This is a genomic window from Ardenticatenales bacterium (assembly GCA_020634515.1).
Classification (GTDB): domain Bacteria; phylum Chloroflexota; class Anaerolineae; order Promineifilales; family Promineifilaceae; genus JAGVTM01.
On the sequence record JACKBL010000002.1, the window covers coordinates 185,644 to 202,848 of the forward strand.

Annotated in this window: 15 protein-coding genes and 1 tRNA gene; 9 read left to right on the top strand and 7 right to left on the bottom strand. The window is 59.0% G+C overall.

Annotated features, from left to right (window positions below; genetic code table 11):
• The first annotated feature begins 6 nt into the window (after positions 1–6).
• Positions 7–903, top strand: a complete 897-nt coding sequence (rnhA, locus tag H6650_05380) for a ribonuclease HI (GenBank protein ID MCB8951427.1) — start codon at positions 7–9, stop codon at positions 901–903.
• A 2-nt stretch (positions 904–905) separates the two neighbouring features.
• Here the strand turns inward: rnhA and H6650_05385 are convergent, their stop codons facing one another.
• Entirely contained in the window at positions 906–1,124 is a 219-nt protein-coding gene (locus H6650_05385; protein ID MCB8951428.1) for a hypothetical protein, read from the bottom strand.
• Positions 1,125–1,520: 396 nt separating this feature from the next.
• Here H6650_05385 and H6650_05390 point away from each other — a divergent pair.
• The 4 genes from H6650_05390 to H6650_05405 all read left to right on the top strand — a co-directional run bounded on the left by H6650_05390 (position 1,521) and on the right by H6650_05405 (position 6,218).
• Positions 1,521–1,604, top strand: a tRNA-Leu gene (locus tag H6650_05390).
• Between the two features lie 306 nt (positions 1,605–1,910).
• Complete coding sequence (locus H6650_05395; GenBank protein ID MCB8951429.1) at positions 1,911–2,957, top strand: hypothetical protein; 1,047 nt, start codon at positions 1,911–1,913, stop codon at positions 2,955–2,957.
• A gap of 290 nt (positions 2,958–3,247) precedes the next feature.
• The gene (locus tag H6650_05400) at positions 3,248–4,822 is read left to right on the top strand and encodes a PAS domain S-box protein (GenBank protein ID MCB8951430.1); all 1,575 of its coding nucleotides are present in this window, start codon (positions 3,248–3,250) and stop codon (positions 4,820–4,822) included.
• A 58-nt stretch (positions 4,823–4,880) separates the two neighbouring features.
• Positions 4,881–6,218 carry a CpXC domain-containing protein gene (locus H6650_05405; GenBank protein ID MCB8951431.1) on the top strand — a complete coding sequence of 446 codons (1,338 nt, stop codon included), beginning with the start codon at positions 4,881–4,883 and terminating at the stop codon, positions 6,216–6,218.
• A gap of 109 nt (positions 6,219–6,327) precedes the next feature.
• On the opposite strand, the gene H6650_05410 is transcribed toward H6650_05405, so the two are convergent.
• Entirely contained in the window at positions 6,328–6,972 is a 645-nt protein-coding gene (locus H6650_05410; GenBank protein MCB8951432.1) for an FHA domain-containing protein, read from the bottom strand.
• A gap of 248 nt (positions 6,973–7,220) precedes the next feature.
• Here H6650_05410 and H6650_05415 point away from each other — a divergent pair, with 248 nt between their 5' ends.
• From H6650_05415 to H6650_05430, 4 genes are all read left to right on the top strand, one after another.
• Positions 7,221–8,207, top strand: a complete 987-nt coding sequence (locus H6650_05415) for a serine/threonine protein kinase (protein MCB8951433.1) — start codon at positions 7,221–7,223, stop codon at positions 8,205–8,207.
• A 268-nt stretch (positions 8,208–8,475) separates the two neighbouring features.
• Positions 8,476–9,576, top strand: coding sequence for a sn-glycerol-3-phosphate ABC transporter ATP-binding protein UgpC (gene ugpC, locus H6650_05420; GenBank protein ID MCB8951434.1), 1,101 nt, complete (start codon positions 8,476–8,478; stop codon positions 9,574–9,576).
• Positions 9,577–9,827: 251 nt separating this feature from the next.
• On the top strand, positions 9,828–10,841 hold the full coding sequence (locus tag H6650_05425; GenBank protein ID MCB8951435.1) for an EamA family transporter: 1,014 nt from the start codon (positions 9,828–9,830) through the stop codon (positions 10,839–10,841).
• A gap of 44 nt (positions 10,842–10,885) precedes the next feature.
• Positions 10,886–11,260, top strand: a complete 375-nt coding sequence (locus tag H6650_05430) for a hypothetical protein (protein ID MCB8951436.1) — start codon at positions 10,886–10,888, stop codon at positions 11,258–11,260.
• Between the two features lie 131 nt (positions 11,261–11,391).
• On the opposite strand, the gene H6650_05435 is transcribed toward H6650_05430, so the two are convergent.
• The 5 genes from H6650_05435 to H6650_05455 form a co-directional block, all read right to left on the bottom strand.
• The gene (locus tag H6650_05435; protein ID MCB8951437.1) at positions 11,392–12,891 is read right to left on the bottom strand and encodes a hypothetical protein; all 1,500 of its coding nucleotides are present in this window, start codon (positions 12,889–12,891) and stop codon (positions 11,392–11,394) included.
• Between the two features lie 117 nt (positions 12,892–13,008).
• Positions 13,009–14,472: an FAD-binding oxidoreductase gene (locus tag H6650_05440; protein ID MCB8951438.1), complete on the bottom strand. Its 1,464-nt coding sequence runs from the start codon at positions 14,470–14,472 to the stop codon at positions 13,009–13,011.
• A 13-nt stretch (positions 14,473–14,485) separates the two neighbouring features.
• Positions 14,486–15,172, bottom strand: a complete 687-nt coding sequence (locus H6650_05445; protein MCB8951439.1) for an SDR family NAD(P)-dependent oxidoreductase — start codon at positions 15,170–15,172, stop codon at positions 14,486–14,488.
• 103 nt (positions 15,173–15,275) lie between these two features.
• The gene (locus H6650_05450) at positions 15,276–16,073 is read right to left on the bottom strand and encodes a 1-acyl-sn-glycerol-3-phosphate acyltransferase (GenBank protein ID MCB8951440.1); all 798 of its coding nucleotides are present in this window, start codon (positions 16,071–16,073) and stop codon (positions 15,276–15,278) included.
• A 25-nt stretch (positions 16,074–16,098) separates the two neighbouring features.
• Positions 16,099–17,202, bottom strand: a complete 1,104-nt coding sequence (locus tag H6650_05455; GenBank protein ID MCB8951441.1) for a CehA/McbA family metallohydrolase — start codon at positions 17,200–17,202, stop codon at positions 16,099–16,101.
• Positions 17,203–17,205 lie beyond the last annotated feature (3 nt).

Below are 17,205 nucleotides of genomic sequence, written 5' to 3' on the forward strand. Positions count from 1 at the left end.
GGCAGGATGATGCAAGAGACCAAAGAAAATGTTGTGATTTATACAGATGGCGGCGCGGACCCCAATCCGGGGATTGGCGGTTGGGCGGCGATATTGCGGTTTGGCCGGCATGAGAAGGTGTTGACGGGACATGACCCGAATACGACCAATAACCGCATGGAATTGCAGGCGGCGATTGCCGCGTTGCAGGCGTTGAAGCGTCCCTGCCAGGTGGAATTGTACACGGATTCGGAGTATTTGCGGCGGGGGATTACGGAGTGGATTACGACGTGGGCGGCGAAGGGGTGGAAGCGGGGGAACAAACCGGTTCCCAATGCGGACTTATGGCAGGTTTTGTGGGAGTTGGCGCAGGCGCATGAGATTGAGTGGCATTGGGTGCGGGGACATGCCGGCATTTCCCACAACGAGCGCGTGGATGAACTGGCGAGACAGGCGCGGCTATCTATCACCCCCGCCGCCGCGCTCGACCCCCACGCCCCCCGCCTCTACGTGCGCGCCGCCTGCAAAGGCAACCCCGGACCTGGCGGATGGGGTGTCGTGCTGGAAGAAGGCGCGGACACACGGCAACTGAGTGGTTCCGCGCCGCGCACGACCAATAACCGCATGGAGCTAATGGGTGCGTTGGAAGGGTTGGCGCTGCTGCCGACGGGGACCAACCTGCACCTGTTCACCACGTCCGATTACCTGTTTCAAGGGGCAACACGGTGGATCAAGGGGTGGCGTCTGCGCGACTGGCACAAGAAGGACGGCCAGCCGATTGCCAATGCGGATTTATGGCAGGCGCTGGACCAACGCAGCCGCGACTATCATATTCACTGGGTCAACGCGAAGGGGGCGGAGGAGATGCCGGAGGGGCTGCAGGAGGCGTCCAGGTTGGCCCAGGGGGCTATTGAGATGGCCTGACCTCATCCTTTTTGTTCGCGCAGGTATTGGCAGGTGGCATGGAGCAGGCCGAAGTCGCCTAATGCCGGCATCAACTCCATCACATCCAGTACGCGAAAAACCTTGCCATCGAAGGCCACCTCGTCCCCCACTCGTGGCTGCCGCCTCATATTGATGACTGCTCCCGGATGTTTCCGCCCCAAAACGACATAACTGACCTTGTAGTTAACCGATTCACTCATGCCACATCCTGCCTTGTCTGATCCCGAATCGCTACCCAACCTAACCTATGTGTCGCGGCCCGCGGATTTCCTGCGACGACTGCACGCGCTTGTAGACGCCCTTTTCACGGCACAGCACCCGCAAAAGCGGGTCGCACCTGAATAGTCGCCGTAGCGCGTCAAAACGCCAGGTCAACAACTGTCGTGGATACACTGTTACATATGAACGTTTACGTCGGCAAACCGGCACACGTAGGTAATTCTTCCCATTTTACCGGAAGTTGCGCGGATTGTCAGCCACAAAATTCGCCCAATTTTCCCTAGATGATAAGCCGCGCAGCCACGAAAAGCATCACCCGCGTGGTTGTGAAAGTGTTGACCATTTTTGCGGTTGCTGCTAGAATTTTGTTCTGCCATGCCGAAGTGGCGAAATTGGCAGACGCGCTACGTTCAGGGCGTAGTGAGCTTACGCTCATGTGGGTTCGAGTCCCACCTTCGGCACTATGACAGCCCAGCCACCATTGCCTGGGCTGTTTTGTTTTGTATCGCGCCAGTTCCTTTTTCTTCATTGTGTGTGACCATTCCGGTAGGCTCGCCGGATGTCCTCGAAAACAGACCGTAACAAGCAAAATCGTACGGGTCTTGCCGATCGGCGGAATGGTCACTTCTGGTTTGAGAAAATAGGCACAATTTGTATAATGGGCGGTATTCTGGTGGTCTTGTGCGACCGCCTGCTGCTGTCGAAATGCCAGTTCACGTCATTTTGCGTCAAGTGTCGATACGACGTAAACCTTGGGGAAACAGGTTATGAATCTTCTCACGATAACGGGAATAGTGGTGGTGTTGACCATTACGGTGGGCGCTGTGTTGGCGCTCCTATCGGGCTTTGCCAGCCGCCAGGTAACGAGTGTCCAGGCGGAGCAACAGTTGGAGCAAAGCCGCTATAACCCGATGCTAACCAAAGGTTTTAAGATTCCCGTCAATGCGGATGTGGAGGAACAGATCAAACAGGCGCGGCTGATTGCCGCCCGTCAGGCCGCGGCGACGCCCCGCTGGGGCAACATGAAAATCCACGGGCAAAATGCGACTACCAAAGCGCCCAGCGCCTACCGTGGGGTGGATAATGACCCCCTGACGGCGGTGAAGATTGCCCAGTTCCACACCTGGAGTGGCGTGCTGCATGGTCCACAGGCGGCCCAGGCGGTTGCCCCAGGCGCAGTGACCGCGGCGCCCGCCGCCGTGCCATCCAAACGGCCCGAGGACCTGGTGGCGGGGGTGGATTATCCGGTCATTGAAATTACGGATAGCATGGACCCGGCGGAGGTACGCAAGGCGCGTATCGCCAACTCAAAGGCGCGTTCCGCGGCGGTGAAGGCGTTGAAAGAAGCGGGAACGGCAGCGGTTGTGCCGGCAGCGCCCGTGCCTGGCGTCGCCCCCCGCCCGGTGGCGGCCCCCGCCGCCGCGTCCGTCGCCGCCGCGCGCGAGCCGGTTGCCGGCGTCGATTATCCCGTTATCGAAATAACCGATGCGATGTCTCCGGACGAAGTGCGCAAGGCGCGTATCGCCAATTCGAAGGCCCGTTCCGCCGCCATGAAAGCGTACAAAGCCGCCGGCGGTGGCGAAGCCGTGGTCGCGCCTGCCGCGCCCGCGCCCGTGGCTGCCGCCGCGACCCCCGCGCCGGTGGTGGTGGTCGCGCCCACGGCCAACGTGCCACCGCCGCCCGCTTACATTGATATTACGGATGACATGGACCCGGCGGACGTGCGCAAGGCGCGTATCGCTAATTCTAAAATGCGGTCTGAGTATAACAAGGCATTGAAGGCGGCGGGCATCGATCCCGGCACGGTCGGCTGACGCCTTTTGTCCTGTACATGGCCTGAATCAGCCCGTCCGGCTCTGACCGGGCGGGCTTTTTTGTTGAGGTGGGTTTCTGCCAGGTTGACGCGCTTATGTTAAAATGCGAAAAGCTGAACATGGCGCTGCCGGCTGCCACAGCGGATGTCGGACGCCAAACGTCTTGACCGGGTGTGTCGATGTCAGGGTTGCTTTGAGACTTTTGTCGTCTATTTTGAGGACGGTGACGTGGCGCTGCCGTGGTGGGTGGGCGCAAGGTTGCGGTTGAATAACAGGCGGAAGGTTTAGTTGTGTTAGTTGATTATCGCATTCGTCAACGAGAATATCTGTTGGCCATTAGTCGCGCGCTGACTTCGGAGTTGGATCTGGGGGACGTGTTGCGGATTATTGTACAGGCGTCGGTGGAGTTTATTTCGGGACGTGCCGGCATTATCGCCCTCGCCGATCCCCACGAGAAGGTCTTCCGCATTGCTGCCGCCTACGGTATCCCGCGCCATCTGATCTCTGGCTCCGAAATCCTCCTGCGCGGGCTTGCCTACGAAGAGGGACAGGAGCGACAGATCATTCCCCAACTAACGCAGATGGTGGAGGCGCTGGCTCAATCCGCGGACATTGGCCTGACACAGGTGATGCGCCTGCCCATGTTGAGCGGCGACACGGTGGTTGGCATGATTTACGTCTTTCTTGTCGGACAGCATCGCCTTAGTGCCGACGCCCCCAACTTGCTGCAAAGTTTTGCCGATCAGGCGGCCATCGCCGTCAAGAACGCGCGATTGTACCAGGAAGTGATAGCGGAAAAACAGCGGCTGGATGCCATCATGGAACAAAGCGCGGATGGCATCATGATTTTGGATGCCCACCTGAACATTCTCGTCTTCAATAATGCCCTCAGCCGCATGACGGGTTGGACGGCGGCGGAAGTGATGGGTGAACCACACGAGCAGGTGGTCCGTTGGCGCGTGTTGAAAACGAATGTCTCGTTGGAACAGGCGCAGGCGGAAGGCTGGCCCGCGCCTGGGGGCGCGCATCTGTACGTCGAAGGGGATTTGCTGCGGATGGGGGGGGATGCGATTCGCCTCGGCATTACCTATGCGCCGGTGCAGGATCAGCGGGGGCGGCTGGTGAATATCGTGGCGAATGTGCGAGACCTGACTCGTTTCCAGGAGGAGGAGGAGTTGCAGAAGACGTTTATCTCCGTGATCAGCCATGAATTGAAGACGCCCGTATCCATCATCAAAGGATATGCCGGCACGCTCCGCCGCGTTGACGCCGCCTGGCCCGCCGAAGTCCAACAAGAATACCTGGCCGTCATTGAGGAAGAAGCGGACAATCTCACCGATTTGATAGACAATCTCCTCACGGCTTCCCGCCTGCAATCCGGCACTTTTGCCTTAGATAGGAGTGGGGAGGTATATTTGCCGGCAGTGGCTCAATCCGTAGCCCGCAAATTCAGCGCCCAAACCGGCAAACACACCTTCAAAATCAGCTTTCCTGAAGAATTCCCCATCGTCCGCGGTGACGAACGACGGCTTACCCAGGTTTTCAATAACCTCGTCAGCAATGCCATCAAATACTCCCCCGCGGGTGGTCCCATTGTCCTCGCCGGGCAAACGCACGGCGATTACGTTACGGTGTCCGTGCGTGATGAAGGGATCGGCATTCCTGTTCATCAACAACATCGTATCTTCCAGAAGTTTTCCCGGTTGGACAACGCCCTCAGCCGCCAGACAGACGGCACGGGACTGGGATTGTTCCTGACCAAAGCTATCATCGAAGCCCACGACGGCAGTATTTGGTTCGAGAGCAATGCCGACGACCGTCCGGGCACGACCTTTACCTTTTCCTTGCCTCTCCATTCATCCTGACCTGCCCGCGTGGGGTGGAGCCAGGCAAACCTGATCCATCCAGACAAAGTGAGAAACCATGTTAACACAACTCAATTGCCCTCAATGCCGCACGCCGTTTACCGCCGAAGTTTTCCAGGTCGTTGATGTGGGGCAGACGCCTCAACTGAAACAACTTTTGCTCAGCGGTCGGCTGAATGTAGCCACCTGCCCCAACTGCGGCTTCACCGCGCAGTTAGGCACGCCACTGCTCTACCACGATCCCGCCCACGACATGTTCATGGTGTTCGTGCCCATGGAATTAAACCTGTCGCATAACGAACAGCAGCGACTGATCGGCGACATGGTGCAGCAGATCATCAACCAGACCCCACCGGAAAAACGGCGCGGCTATATGTTGCAGCCGCAAACCATCCTCAGTTACCAGACGCTCATTGAAAAGGTTCTGGAAACCGAGGGGATCACACCGGAGATGATCGCCCACCAGCGGAAGCAAGGGGAACTGCTGCAAACGTTGTCCACGGCGAGTCCTGATGTGGTGGATATTTTGCTGCAAGAGCGCGCGAATATGATTGATGAGACATTTTTCGCCATGTTGAGCAGCGTGCTGCAAGCGTCCACGGAGTCGAATAACATGGAGCAGACGTTGAAGCTGACCAATTTGCAGGCGCGACTCTACCAGGAAACCGAGGTGGGCAAGCGATTGGAACGGCAGCAAACGATCCTGCACCGTTTTCGTCAGGCGGCAAAGAAGCAAGGAGGGCTTTCACCGGAACTGCTCTTTGAATACGTGACGAAGTATGCGCAGGAAGATGCGCTTGTGGATGGCCTGACAACGGTGGGGCAGCCGGCATTGAATTACACATTCTTCGGGCTGCTCACGGATGAAATTGAGCGACTGAACCAGGGTGGCGAGCAGGCGCGGGCGAGCCGCCTGACAGCTATTCGTGAACGGCTGCTGCAAGTTCAGGCGAAAGCGCAGCGGGAGTCGCAGGCCATTATGGATGAGGCCAGCAAGGTGCTACAGGCCATTACCCGCGCGCCGGACCAGCGCGCCGCCGTGCAGGAGCATTTACATGAAATGGACGAAGCGTTTATGTACTTGCTTTCCATGACGATTGCCCAGGCGGAGCAAGCGGGCGCGCAGGAACAGTTTGATAACCTGACTGAAATCCGCGAGTTGATTTTGGAGGAAGTGGAGAGTCAGACGCCGCCAGAGTTGCGGTTCTTGAACGACTTGATGGAAGCAGAGACACCGGCGCAGCAGGATGCGCTGCTGACGGCCAATCCGGAGATGGTGTCTCCGCGGATGGTGGAATTGCTGCGGATGCTGGCGCAGCAAACGGACCAGGCTGGCGACAGCGATACCACGGACCGACTGAAGAGTTTGGAGAAGTTGGTTGCCAGCCGCCTGTGATGATGAAACGAGCAGGGGCAGACCCACGGCCTGCCCCTGTCGTCGCAGTCAGTTGCGCATGGCCACGCCGCTCAGGGCGCATCCGTCACTGGTATGGACGGATGTGCCCTTAATGGGGTTCATTGTCCAGGCGGAAGCCATGCCCGCGTACGGTGACGATGTAGTTGTAGTCGTCAACTTCTGCCAGGCGGTCACGCAGCCGCCGCACGAGGGCGTCAATAGCCTGTTCCGAGACGCCACTCCCCCCTGTGCCCGGCCACACAGCTTCCACGATGGTGTCGCGATCACAAACCGCGCCGTCGGCGTCGTACAACTCTTTTAAGAGTCGGTACTGCGCCAGAGACAGAGGTGGGTCTAATGGCGCATCGTCAATGAGAACGGAGCGTTGGGCTTCGTCGAGGATCAGGCTGCGGTGAACGGTGGGCGGTTCGAAGGTGAGGGGGACGGTGGCATCCGTGCCGACAAAGAGCAGTTTGACGCAGAGGGCTATCTGGATTTCATCGCCGTCTTGTAATCGCGCCGATCCCTTGATCTGTGTTCCATTCAGGTAGGTACCGTTTTTGCTGTCCAGATCGTGCAAGACGTAACCGCCGCTTTCTTTGCTGATTTTGGCGTGATAGCGAGATACTTGCCTTTCGGGGAGGGCAATGTGGCAATCGCTTCCACGCCCGATCATGATTTCGGGTGCATCTAACGGCCACTGCTGTCCGACAAGCTCGCCCTCACGTGTGATAAGTACAGGTTGTTGGTTCATGATTACCTCAGCCAATTTTACTTGCGAGACGAGAAAGGATTGTTCCGCTATTCCGCCCCAGCTTTTATTATGCAGGCGCAACTACTGACGCTCTCTGGAGATTGGTCCAATCTGGCTTAGCAGTTACATGCAGGCAATGTTGGGTGAATGCCGGCATCAACATCCACCACAACGGCAACAATTAAACAATTGTTCTATGGCAAACAATGATAAAGCGGAAAGCGCAAAACGTAAAATACTAAACGACCATGTTTCCCCCCCTGAAAGATAACACTATTCTACGCAATCGTTATAAGCTGACCAACGTTGTTGGACAAGGCGGCATGGGCAGCATCTATCGCGCCGAGGACCTGCGTCTTCCCGGTCGGCTTTGCGCCATCAAAGAAGTCCAACCCGATACGAATGCTGACCCCACCATCACCGCGCAGATGCAGAACCAGTTTCTGCAAGAAGCCAGCATCCTGGCGCAACTAGACCACCCTAATCTGCCCAAAGTATCCGACTTTTTTCGTGACAATGGCCGCGACTACCTGGTGATGGATTTTGTTGCTGGCCGCGACCTGAAGCAGATACTGGAACAGAGCCAGCAGGAAAACAGGCGACTGGACGGGAACGTGGTGTTGGAATGGGCGCTACAAATCATCGACGCGCTTGCCTATTTACACAGGCAAATGCCACCCGTGCTGCACCGTGACATCAAGCCGGCGAACATCAAGCTCACCCCCGACAATCGCATTAAGTTGGTAGATTTTGGTCTGGTGAAATTGATGGCCGGTGACGACGCACGCACCATTACCGTCATCCAGGGACGCGGCACGGCCTTGTATACGCCTCTGGAGCAGTACGGCGGCGACAATGACCATACGGACGTACGGTCTGACATTTATGCTCTGGGGGCGACGCTCTATCATTTGCTTACCGGAGTGCCGCCGCCTTCCGCCAAAGAGCGATTTCTGCGGGCGGCGGCGCTGCGCTCTCCGCGTGAGCTTGATGTACGCATTCCCCTGCATGTGTCGGAGGCCGTTTTGTGGGCGATGTCCATGCACCCGGATGACCGCCCCAAAAGCGTGATGCAGTTTCGCCAGGTGCTGCTTGGGCAGAGCCGCCGTCCTCGCGATGAGCGCAGCCAGCCGGCGCGTCCGCCTTTCTTGTTGGCGTTGCAGGAAAATCGCAATGGTTTGCTCCTTGCCGCCGGTTTGCTCTTGCTGGCGATTTTGCTGACGCTGTTGCAATGAGGCGTCCAGGCTATCGCGGTTGGGGGTCAAAACGGGTAGTCCGATTTTCTAAATCGGACTATGGGGTGGTGGCGTCCGATTTGGAAAAGGGACTACCTGGATGCCTGCCCTATCAAAATGGGGAAAATGCGTAACCTGTCAACGAATTTGGTTTTTTAACTATGCAAAGCCTTGACATCAGTAGATGGTGTGGCTATATTTTGTTGTAGTTCCTCAATGTGCGTCCTGTCTTGTTTCCAAGACGGTTAATTCCCCAAGGAGACCGTAAATGGCTAGTGTATCCTATCGCAACGTGGTAAAGAGCTTCGGCGACGTCAATGTTATCAAGAATATGAACATTGAAATCGCCGACAAAGAATTCGTCGTATTTGTCGGTCCGTCCGGATGTGGCAAATCCACCAATCTGCGTATGTTGGCTGGTTTGGAAGAGATTACGGCGGGCGAGATTTTGATTGGCGACCGAGTAGTCAACGACGTACCGCCGAAAGATCGAGACATTGCCATGGTGTTCCAGTCTTATGCACTTTATCCGCACATGTCCGTGTATGACAACATGGCCTTTGGTCTGAAACTACGGAAAGTAGATAAGGCGGAAATTGACCGTCGCGTGAAGGAAGCCGCGGATATTTTGGGGTTGGGGGCACTGCTTGATCGGAAGCCGAAGGCGCTTTCTGGTGGTCAACGCCAGCGCGTGGCGGTGGGTCGGGCGATTGTACGTGAGCCAGCCGTGTTTTTGATGGACGAGCCACTTTCGAACCTGGACGCGAAACTGCGCGTGACGGCGCGGGCGGAAATCTCCAAGCTGCACAAGCGTCTGGGCACGACCTTTATCTACGTGACCCACGACCAGGTGGAAGCGATGACGATGGGCGACCGTATTGCCGTGTTGCACGCGGGCGAATTACAGCAGATTGACCCGCCGCGTGTGTTGTACGAAGAGCCGCACAACGTGTTTGTGGCCGGTTTCATTGGCAGCCCGAGCATGAATTTCTTTGATGCTACGTTGGTGGCGGAAGAAGGGAATTTGTTTATGGATGCGGGCGATTTCCGGGCGATGGTGCCGCCGGAACGCAAATCAATGTACGGCAATTATATCGGGCGGCAGGTCGTTTTTGGGATGCGTCCTGAGCATATCCACGCCGTCAACTACGCGCCGCCCAGTATTACCCCTTCACCGCTGGAAGGCGTCGTGGAAGTGGTCGAACTCCTGGGGCACGAACTGCACCTGTACGTGAACACGGGCAGCCGCAGCCTGGTAGCGATTGTAGACACCCGTTCCGCGCCGACCATTGGCGGGCGCGTGTCCATGGTGATGGACATGGGCAATATGCACCTGTTTGACAAGGATACGGAAATAGCCATTCGTTAGTGGCTGTCCGCGAACGATTTAGCGGAAAGGTGCGGACAGGGGCTATCCTGGATAGCGGCTACCCTGGGTAGCGGCTACCCTGGGTAGCGGCTACCATAGGTAGCGGCTACCTATGGTAGCTTGTCAGTAATCGTCCGTAAAATGTGGGAAGTTGTTTTCGGGTAACTGCTAAGCCAGATTGGACCAACTTTCTCTGGTGAAAATCGTCATTGAGCGTGTGAAATTGGTCCAATGATTACGATTCGGTCAATGTGGAGGCCGCTGTCCGTCAGGGCAGCGGCCTTTTTTGTAGTGTTGCCGGCACAGGCAAATTGGAAAGCGAAGTTGACGTGCAACTGAAATATCCGTTTTCGGGAAAAGGCTTTTTTGACGACACCTGGCTGGCATTTCTCGGTCTGGCGTTGATGTGGGGGACGTCTTTCCTGTTCATCAAAGTGGCGTTGGAAACGCTGCACCCGTTGACGCTGGTGGGGTTCCGGCTGTTGATCGGTTGGCTGGCATTGGGCGTGATCATCAAGTGGCGGGGATTGGTTATGCCGGCATCCTGGACAATCTGGCGTCCTCTCCTCATTTTGGGCCTGGTGAACACAGCACTCCCCTTTGTCCTCATCACCTGGGGAGAATCGGGCGACAACGGCGTTTCCAGTGGCGTGGCTTCCGTGCTAAACAGCACAGTGCCCTTGTTCAGCATCTTCCTCTCGGGATTGATCCTGCGGCGGGAAGAGGTCACGACGGGCACGATGTTCGGCCTGTTTGTCGGCTTTGGTGGCGTGGTTTTGCTCTTGAGCCGGCGGCTGGGTTGGACCTGGGATGGCCTTTTGCCGCCGGCTGCCATCATTCTGGCGGCCTTCTGCTACGCCAGCGGCTCCGCCTACGCCCGCGCCCGGTTGCGTCAGGTAGGGCCGGTCGTCTCCGCTTTTGGGCAACTCTTTGTAGCCGACCTCTTTGTCTGGGCGGCCGCCTTTCTGTTTGACGACTTCCACGGGCAGCGGCTCACCTGGTCCACCGTGGGCGCGCTGCTTTGGCTGGGCGTGTTGGGTTCTTGCCTGGCCTACATCTGCTACTTCTTCATTTTGCAGCGGTGGGGCGCGACGCGCACAACGCTTGTAACCTATCTGCTGCCGGTGGTGGGGGTCAGCGCCGGCGTGATGTTTCTGGGGGAACAGGCTGATTGGCGTTTGTTAGTCGGTGGGTTGTTAATCTTGAGCGGCGTCGGCGCGGTGAACTGGCGTCCGCGCCCCAAAATCAGCGCCAACAGCGATTGAACGGGCGGCTTTGAATGGTTTCCATTTGCCGTTAAAATAGGTGTATGCCTGAACACAAGTACAACATTGGTGATTCGTTTCCGCTGCAATTCGCCTGGCACTTACCCGAAGGCGATTACATCCGGGCCGTTTTTGAGGCGACCGTGATCTATCTGGACAACTCTCTGGAGAAGTATGTCGTGCGCCTGGAGCAACTGCTGGCCGGGCGACAGGAGTCCGACGAGGGGGAGTTGCGCGAGGTAGACGCGCTGAGCGCGGACTATTGGCGCATGGTGGGGCAGATTCCAGGCAAGCGCGTGTCTATCGCCTTTGAGGCGGATGATGGCCGCCCCTTGTATCTGAAACTGGCGACGTTGACGGGGGAGCATTCATTTTTTACGCGCCTGGATGTGTTGGACAAGAAGAGACGTCAGGGATGACGGCTGTTTGGGGGCGTGCCCCCCGGCTGGGTGGCCGCCTATTCAGATTGGTTCATTTTCCAAGAATGAACCGATACCTTGCCTCCCGCCTGTCTTGCCCCTACGCCGGATGATTCCCAATGTGCTGGGGGTTAGCGACGCGATTGGAACTCCTGCACGGCTTTGGCGATTTCTTCGGAGACGTCTTTGGCGGAGCGCAGGCGGGTGAGTTGGTCGTGCCAGAATCCTGATCCGGCGCTGGCGGCCAATCCGGTGAGGACAATGCCGGCAGTCAGCGCGTGCAGATGCATCACATAACCAAGAATCGTCACTGAAGTATCTGGCGTCAAACCGGTCGTGAGCATGTCCGCCAGCGGCAGCATGTCGCGCAGCAAGTCTCCCGAATCCACGCGCAAAATGTAGGCCAGGCAGATGCCCACGACCACCGAGGTGAAGCGCAACCACTTCACGCGCATACTGGCGTCTTCTTCGTGCCGTCCCTGCTCGTGCAGGATGATGCTGGCCGCCGTGGTCGGCGTCAATTCATTGTAGCGAGGCTGATTGGCCGCCGGGTCGTGCTGCAGAAGGCGGTTCCATGCTTTTTCGATGCCGGCAATCAAATTGGGACCAATGACGGGCAGTTTGCGCAGCCAGCGCCAGAAACGGCGCAGCGGGCTGCTGAGCAAGCTCCGCTGTTCCTCCACGCCGCGCAGCAGTTCGCCCAATGAACTGAGGTAAATCTCCACTTCGCGGCTGATCTGACCATCTTTTTCCAGCGCCTGTAGCAGTGCCGCGAACCAGCCGTCAATCGCTTTCAATTCGTCACGGCTGAGGCCGAATCCTTCAAGTTGCGGGCGCAAGAGGGCGTAGTATCGGTCTTTCAGCAACTGGCTGGTGGTGGTGCTAACGGTGTCGATTTGCTGGCGCGTCCAGGTGACGACGACTTCCGCCAGGTTGCCCTGCAAGACGTTGATGGCCCGGCTGAGGAGGAGGACGGGATCGACCTGTTCCAGTTCGGCGAGGGCGTCGCGCACGTGGGCCTCCAGGATGTGGGTCAGGGTGGCGGGGAGTTCCAGGCGGTTGGTGAGGTTGGTGATGCCGGCATGGAGGTGATCGGTGAGCCACGTTTTAACTTCGGCCTCGCCGGGGACGTTGCCGGCATTGATCGCCGTCAGCACCGTTTGAATCACCTTCCCCATTTCCCCCTCGCGCACATTCATCAAAAATCGCTCCGCCTTTTCCACCGGTTGCAGCACTGTCTCCAGGGCCGCCAGATGCGCGGCAAACTCCTGCTGCATTTGCACGCTGGCCCCCAGGCTTTCCAGGCTGCCGGGGAGCAAATCCTTGTACGCGGCCATCGTTTCCCGCGCCGTTGGCTTGCTCTTCAAGCCCACGGCAATCTTCACCACGTCTACCACGATTTCCGTGCCGATTGCCATCGTGAACATGGTGACGATATACAGGCCGAGGACGGCGAAAATTTGCGCCAGGCCGGTGGAGAGGCTGGTTTCGGTCGGCTGCGTTTCGTCTGTTTGCGCCAGGGTGGCGACAGTGGGGAGGGGTGTGGGGGGGCTGGCGGCGTGCGCGGGGGTTGCGAGAATGCCGGCAAACAGCAGCACAATCAACAGAGTGGAAAGAAGTTGACGTGACATAATGGCCTCCTTCTAGGACAGTGGTCAGTGGGTAGTGGGCAGTTTGCAGTTGATAGTTTGCGGTTGGTGGTTGGTGCGTGCGTTGCTCGCCCCAACGCGCCACGCGCCTCTCGCCCCTCACCCCTCGCCCCTCGCCCCGAACAGCCGCCGCCACAGGTTGGTTTCCAACATGCCCTCCGGGTCGCAGCGTGCTTTGAGGGCGCGGAATCTGGCGAGGGTGTCCTGACCCAGGTACGCCTCCACCACCTCCGGGCGCAGGGTGCTATCTTTGGCGAAGTAGAACCGCCCGCCGGCGCGCAGCACGATCTCGTCCATGTCTCGCGTCAGGCGGACCACGTCGGCGCGATTGCCGCGCGTGATGCGAAAATCCATCGCCAGGGAGAAGCCATCCAGGTTGTGCGTCATGAGGAAGTCGTCGGGGCGATGCCGTTTGAGGACGCTGAGGTAGTTGGGCAGGCCGCGCCGCTGCCCCAGGCGCAGCATCTCGCTAAAGGCGGAATCGGCGGCGGCGGCGGGGATGAAGCTTTGGTACTGAATCAGTCCGCCCGGCCCGTACGCTTTCTTCCAGTCGGGGATGTAGTCCAGCAGGAAGTGGAAGCTGGCGTGCGCCTGCTGGAAGGTGTGCCCGTCGCTGAGGCGGGAGGTGAGGAATTTGCCTTCGTTGACCAGCCGCGTGCCCAGGTTGTTCCAAAACGGACGCATGAAGAGCCACATGGTGGATGCCGGCATCACCCCGAACAAAACAGACGGTGGCCGCTGAAAATCCGCCCGCAGCGTCTGCCGCGGATAGGGGTCCGTTTCCGGCGGCAGGTAATGCGCCAGATGGATTTGCCCCCGCCCCAGGCCCTTGCCCAGAGCAAACGCATCCACCCAGCCCACCGTGTAGTCAGAGCGTGAGACCGTTTCCTCAATCTGGCGCAGCATCTCCCCCAGATTGCGGCTTACCAGCGCCTCCACGCGCAGCAGCCCGGAGTAAATGCGCTTCATCCGCATCGTGATCGCCGTGAAGCAGCCCAACATGCCGAAGCCGCCAATGGCCGCGTAAAACACGTCCGCGTTTTCCTCGCGGTTGCACAAGACGATCTCCCCGGACGGCAGCATCATCTCGAACGAGAGGATGTGGTCGCCAATCGGCCCCACCTGCCAGTCGTTTTTGCCATGCACGTTCATGGCCGCGCAGCCGCCCACGGACGTTTTGCTCGTGCCCGTGACCACGGGCGGCCACCAGCCGTCTTCGATGATGTATTCCCACAGTTGCTCCAGCGTGACGCCCGGCTCCACGGTGATCACGCCCGTGCGCGGATCCCAGGCCAGGATACGGTTCATGCGCCGCAAGTCCACGAGAATGTTTTCGCCGTTGAGGGCGGCGTCGCCGTAGCTGTTGCCCGCGCCCCGGAAGCCCACGGTGCGCCCGCTCTGGCGGGCCACGTCGAAGACTTGCTCCAGGTTTTCCACGGTCGATGGGCGATAGACGTAGCAGATGTCACTGCTGGCCCCACCCCAGGCGGCGACTTTCTCCAGCCGTTGTGCCGGCAGCGGTGGGTGAAGTTGTTTTGTGCGAAGAGGGTGATGATTGCTCATGCGTTGTGATGGATCAGAAATTTAGGCGGCGGAAGATGAACGAAGGCAGATGGCGGATAATCAGGCTCACAAGCTGCCAGCGGGCGGGCACGTAGGCCGTCTGTCGCTTCTGCTGAATGGCGGCGGCGATCTGGTCCGCGGCGTCCGTGGCGGAAATCGGCCACATGGCGCGCTCCACGTGCGCCAACATTTGTGTGTTCACCATGCCCGGCTTGATCGTGGTCACGGTGACACCGTGCTGGCTGAGGCGGTTACGCAGCGATTCCAGGTAGGTGTGCAGTCCGGCTTTGCTGGCGTGGTAGGCGGGGTTGCCGCGTCGCCCGCGGTCGCCGGCGATGGAGCCAATGCCCACAATATGGCCGCGTCCGGCGCGCTGGAAGCGAATGGCGGCCTGATCCAGCCAGGCCATGGCTCCCAACAAGTTCACTTCGACCATCAATTTGTCTTTGTGGAAGTCGTATTCGTTGGCGGCAACGGGGGGCATGACGCCGGCGACGTAAATGACGAGGTCGAGTCCGTTGAGGCGGCGGGTGACTTCCTGGAATAATGCCGGCACGCGCTCATAATCCGTCACGTCATGCACCACCGATAGCGCGCAGCCGGGGCGCTGCTCGTTGATGGCCGCGCAAACAGCCTCTAGCTCCGCCTGGCGACGCGCCACGCCCGCCACGACGTACCCCTGCGCCGCCAACGTCTGCATCAAGGCCGCGCCAATGCCCGCCGACGCCCCAATAATCAGCGCCCTGGACTGCGGTTCCAGCGGCCTCTTTACCTCCAGCGCCTGTTCTTCTGGCAACTCAAATTCATCCGTGATCAAAGTAATTTCGTCCCTCTGCTACCTCTGGCGGCAAAACGCCCGGCGGATACGCCAGCGCCCGCGCAATTGCTTCATGTGTTTGTAGGGCAAGCTGCTGCGTATTGGCTTCTGGCGTGGGGTGAACCACGGGCAGGGGCATCAGGCGCGCCTGTACCGGTCCTGAACGCCCTGCCAGCCGCCATACCGCCGCCCACAGCGTTTCGTCTCCCCACTGCACCAATGCCTCACGATCATAAATGATAGCACAAGGGAGGAAAGGGGTGCTATTTTGCGCGGCAATTTCAAACGCCCCATGCCGAAACGGCAGCAGCACGCCGCCAGGGCCAATCCGCCCCTCTGGGAAGACGACGATGGGAGGATACCGCTCGACGTGGGCAAGCTGCTCCCGCGCCTGATGGCGGGACGCCTTGTCTCCCCGATTGACGAAGACCGTCCCCACCGCGCGCGCCATCCAGCCAATAAAGGGCCAGGTGCGCACGCTCTCCTTCGCCAGGAAGCGCATGGGCATGATGCTCACCAGCAGCACAATGTCCACGTAGGAGAGGTGGTTGGGGAAGATGAAGCCCTCGTGTTCCGTGAACGTCTCCGGCGGCGGCGGTTCCAGGCGCACGTCAAAAATGCGCAGAAATGCGCGCGCCATCCAACGCATGTTCCAGGCGGCAAAGCGGATGCGGCGCACGCGCACGGGAATCCAGCCGGTGAGCAGGATGATAAATGTGCCCAGAGCCAGGGCCAGGGACGTTGTGGCAATGCGAAAAATGGCGCGAATGGGATTATGCGTCATGGGTGGCAAGCCTTCCCGCGCGGCGTCAGCGCAAATAGATGGGATTGCTGAATATCCAGCCTCGTTCCCGACCCAGGTAGGGGACACGCGCTTCGACACGGTACGCCCCTTCGTCCACGGGGATGTGCGTGAGGGTGGTGTCGTTTGTTTCCGCTACCACCTCGCCGCGGTGGATGAGGCGCATCTGGCAGCGGTTGGGGGCCAACGCCTGTAGCGTCGCGCCCACGTCCATGGTGATCATGTCCCCCATGATGCCTTTGTTCACGCCCTGGCCGCTGAAGCGAAATCCTTTGGTGGATGCCGGCATATCATAGCCAACCCAACTATTTCCCTGACCGACCGCGCCCAGCAGCAACGCCTTGTCGTGGGCGAGGTCCCCGTTGAGGGGCTGGCGCGTGAGGACGTGCGTGTTGACGGCGCGGAAGAGAAACTCGTAGGGGAAAACTTCGCGCGTGATGGGGCCGAGGCTCATGGGTGTGCCGTGGGCGTCACTGTTGCCGACGGCGGCAATGCGTTTGCCCTGGGCTAGCAGTTCGTCCCATTTGGCCAGGGTCTCCGGTTCGGGGCCGGTGATGTACTTTTCCGGGCGCAGCACGAGGCGGAGGGCGCTGAGTTTGGCGATGAGGGGATGTTTGAAGGAGAGACGGTCGTGACGGCGGGCCAGGGCGGATTTGAAACTGGACATGTAGTTCCAGATTTCCAGGCCGGTGAAGCCGTCTACTTCCCAGTTGTGCCAGCCGAGTTCGGGTTCGCGCAGGAGGTCGAGGCTGCGTTCGTGGGGGTGGGCAAGGAAGCCGCAGGCACCGAGGGCGCGGGTGGCGTTGATGAGGGATTGGGGGTCGGGAGAATGCCGGCACATTTCCTCCCCCGCGCCATAGACCAGAAAGTGATTGCATTGCGGATCGCGGCGCGTATCATGCACCTCTTCCCCCACCAGCAACAGCACCCGCCCCTGGTCGTTCTCATAGTACCCCTCCACGCCATCCACCCAGATATTGTGGTCGGTGACCACGATAAAATCCAAACCCGCGGCAATGGCGGCGTCGGCGATTGCCTTGTGCCACTTTTCGCCGTCGGAGTAAGGGGTGTGCATGTGCAGATTGCCAACGTACTCATAAACCGCGGACATAGA

Coding starts and splice junctions, on each gene's coding strand:
- H6650_05440 (MCB8951438.1), bottom strand. CDS start 14,472: ATGAGCAATCATCACCCTCTTCGCACAAAACAACTTCACCCACCGCTG.
- H6650_05435 (MCB8951437.1), bottom strand. CDS start 12,891: ATGTCACGTCAACTTCTTTCCACTCTGTTGATTGTGCTGCTGTTTGCC.
- H6650_05430 (MCB8951436.1), top strand. CDS start 10,886: ATGCCTGAACACAAGTACAACATTGGTGATTCGTTTCCGCTGCAATTC.
- H6650_05410 (MCB8951432.1), bottom strand. CDS start 6,972: ATGAACCAACAACCTGTACTTATCACACGTGAGGGCGAGCTTGTCGGA.
- H6650_05445 (MCB8951439.1), bottom strand. CDS start 15,172: ATGCAGACGTTGGCGGCGCAGGGGTACGTCGTGGCGGGCGTGGCGCGT.
- rnhA (MCB8951427.1), top strand. CDS start 7: ATGATGCAAGAGACCAAAGAAAATGTTGTGATTTATACAGATGGCGGC.
- H6650_05385 (MCB8951428.1), bottom strand. CDS start 1,124: ATGAGTGAATCGGTTAACTACAAGGTCAGTTATGTCGTTTTGGGGCGG.
- ugpC (MCB8951434.1), top strand. CDS start 8,476: ATGGCTAGTGTATCCTATCGCAACGTGGTAAAGAGCTTCGGCGACGTC.
- H6650_05405 (MCB8951431.1), top strand. CDS start 4,881: ATGTTAACACAACTCAATTGCCCTCAATGCCGCACGCCGTTTACCGCC.
- H6650_05415 (MCB8951433.1), top strand. CDS start 7,221: ATGTTTCCCCCCCTGAAAGATAACACTATTCTACGCAATCGTTATAAG.
- H6650_05455 (MCB8951441.1), bottom strand. CDS start 17,202: ATGTCCGCGGTTTATGAGTACGTTGGCAATCTGCACATGCACACCCCT.
- H6650_05395 (MCB8951429.1), top strand. CDS start 1,911: ATGAATCTTCTCACGATAACGGGAATAGTGGTGGTGTTGACCATTACG.
- H6650_05450 (MCB8951440.1), bottom strand. CDS start 16,073: ATGACGCATAATCCCATTCGCGCCATTTTTCGCATTGCCACAACGTCC.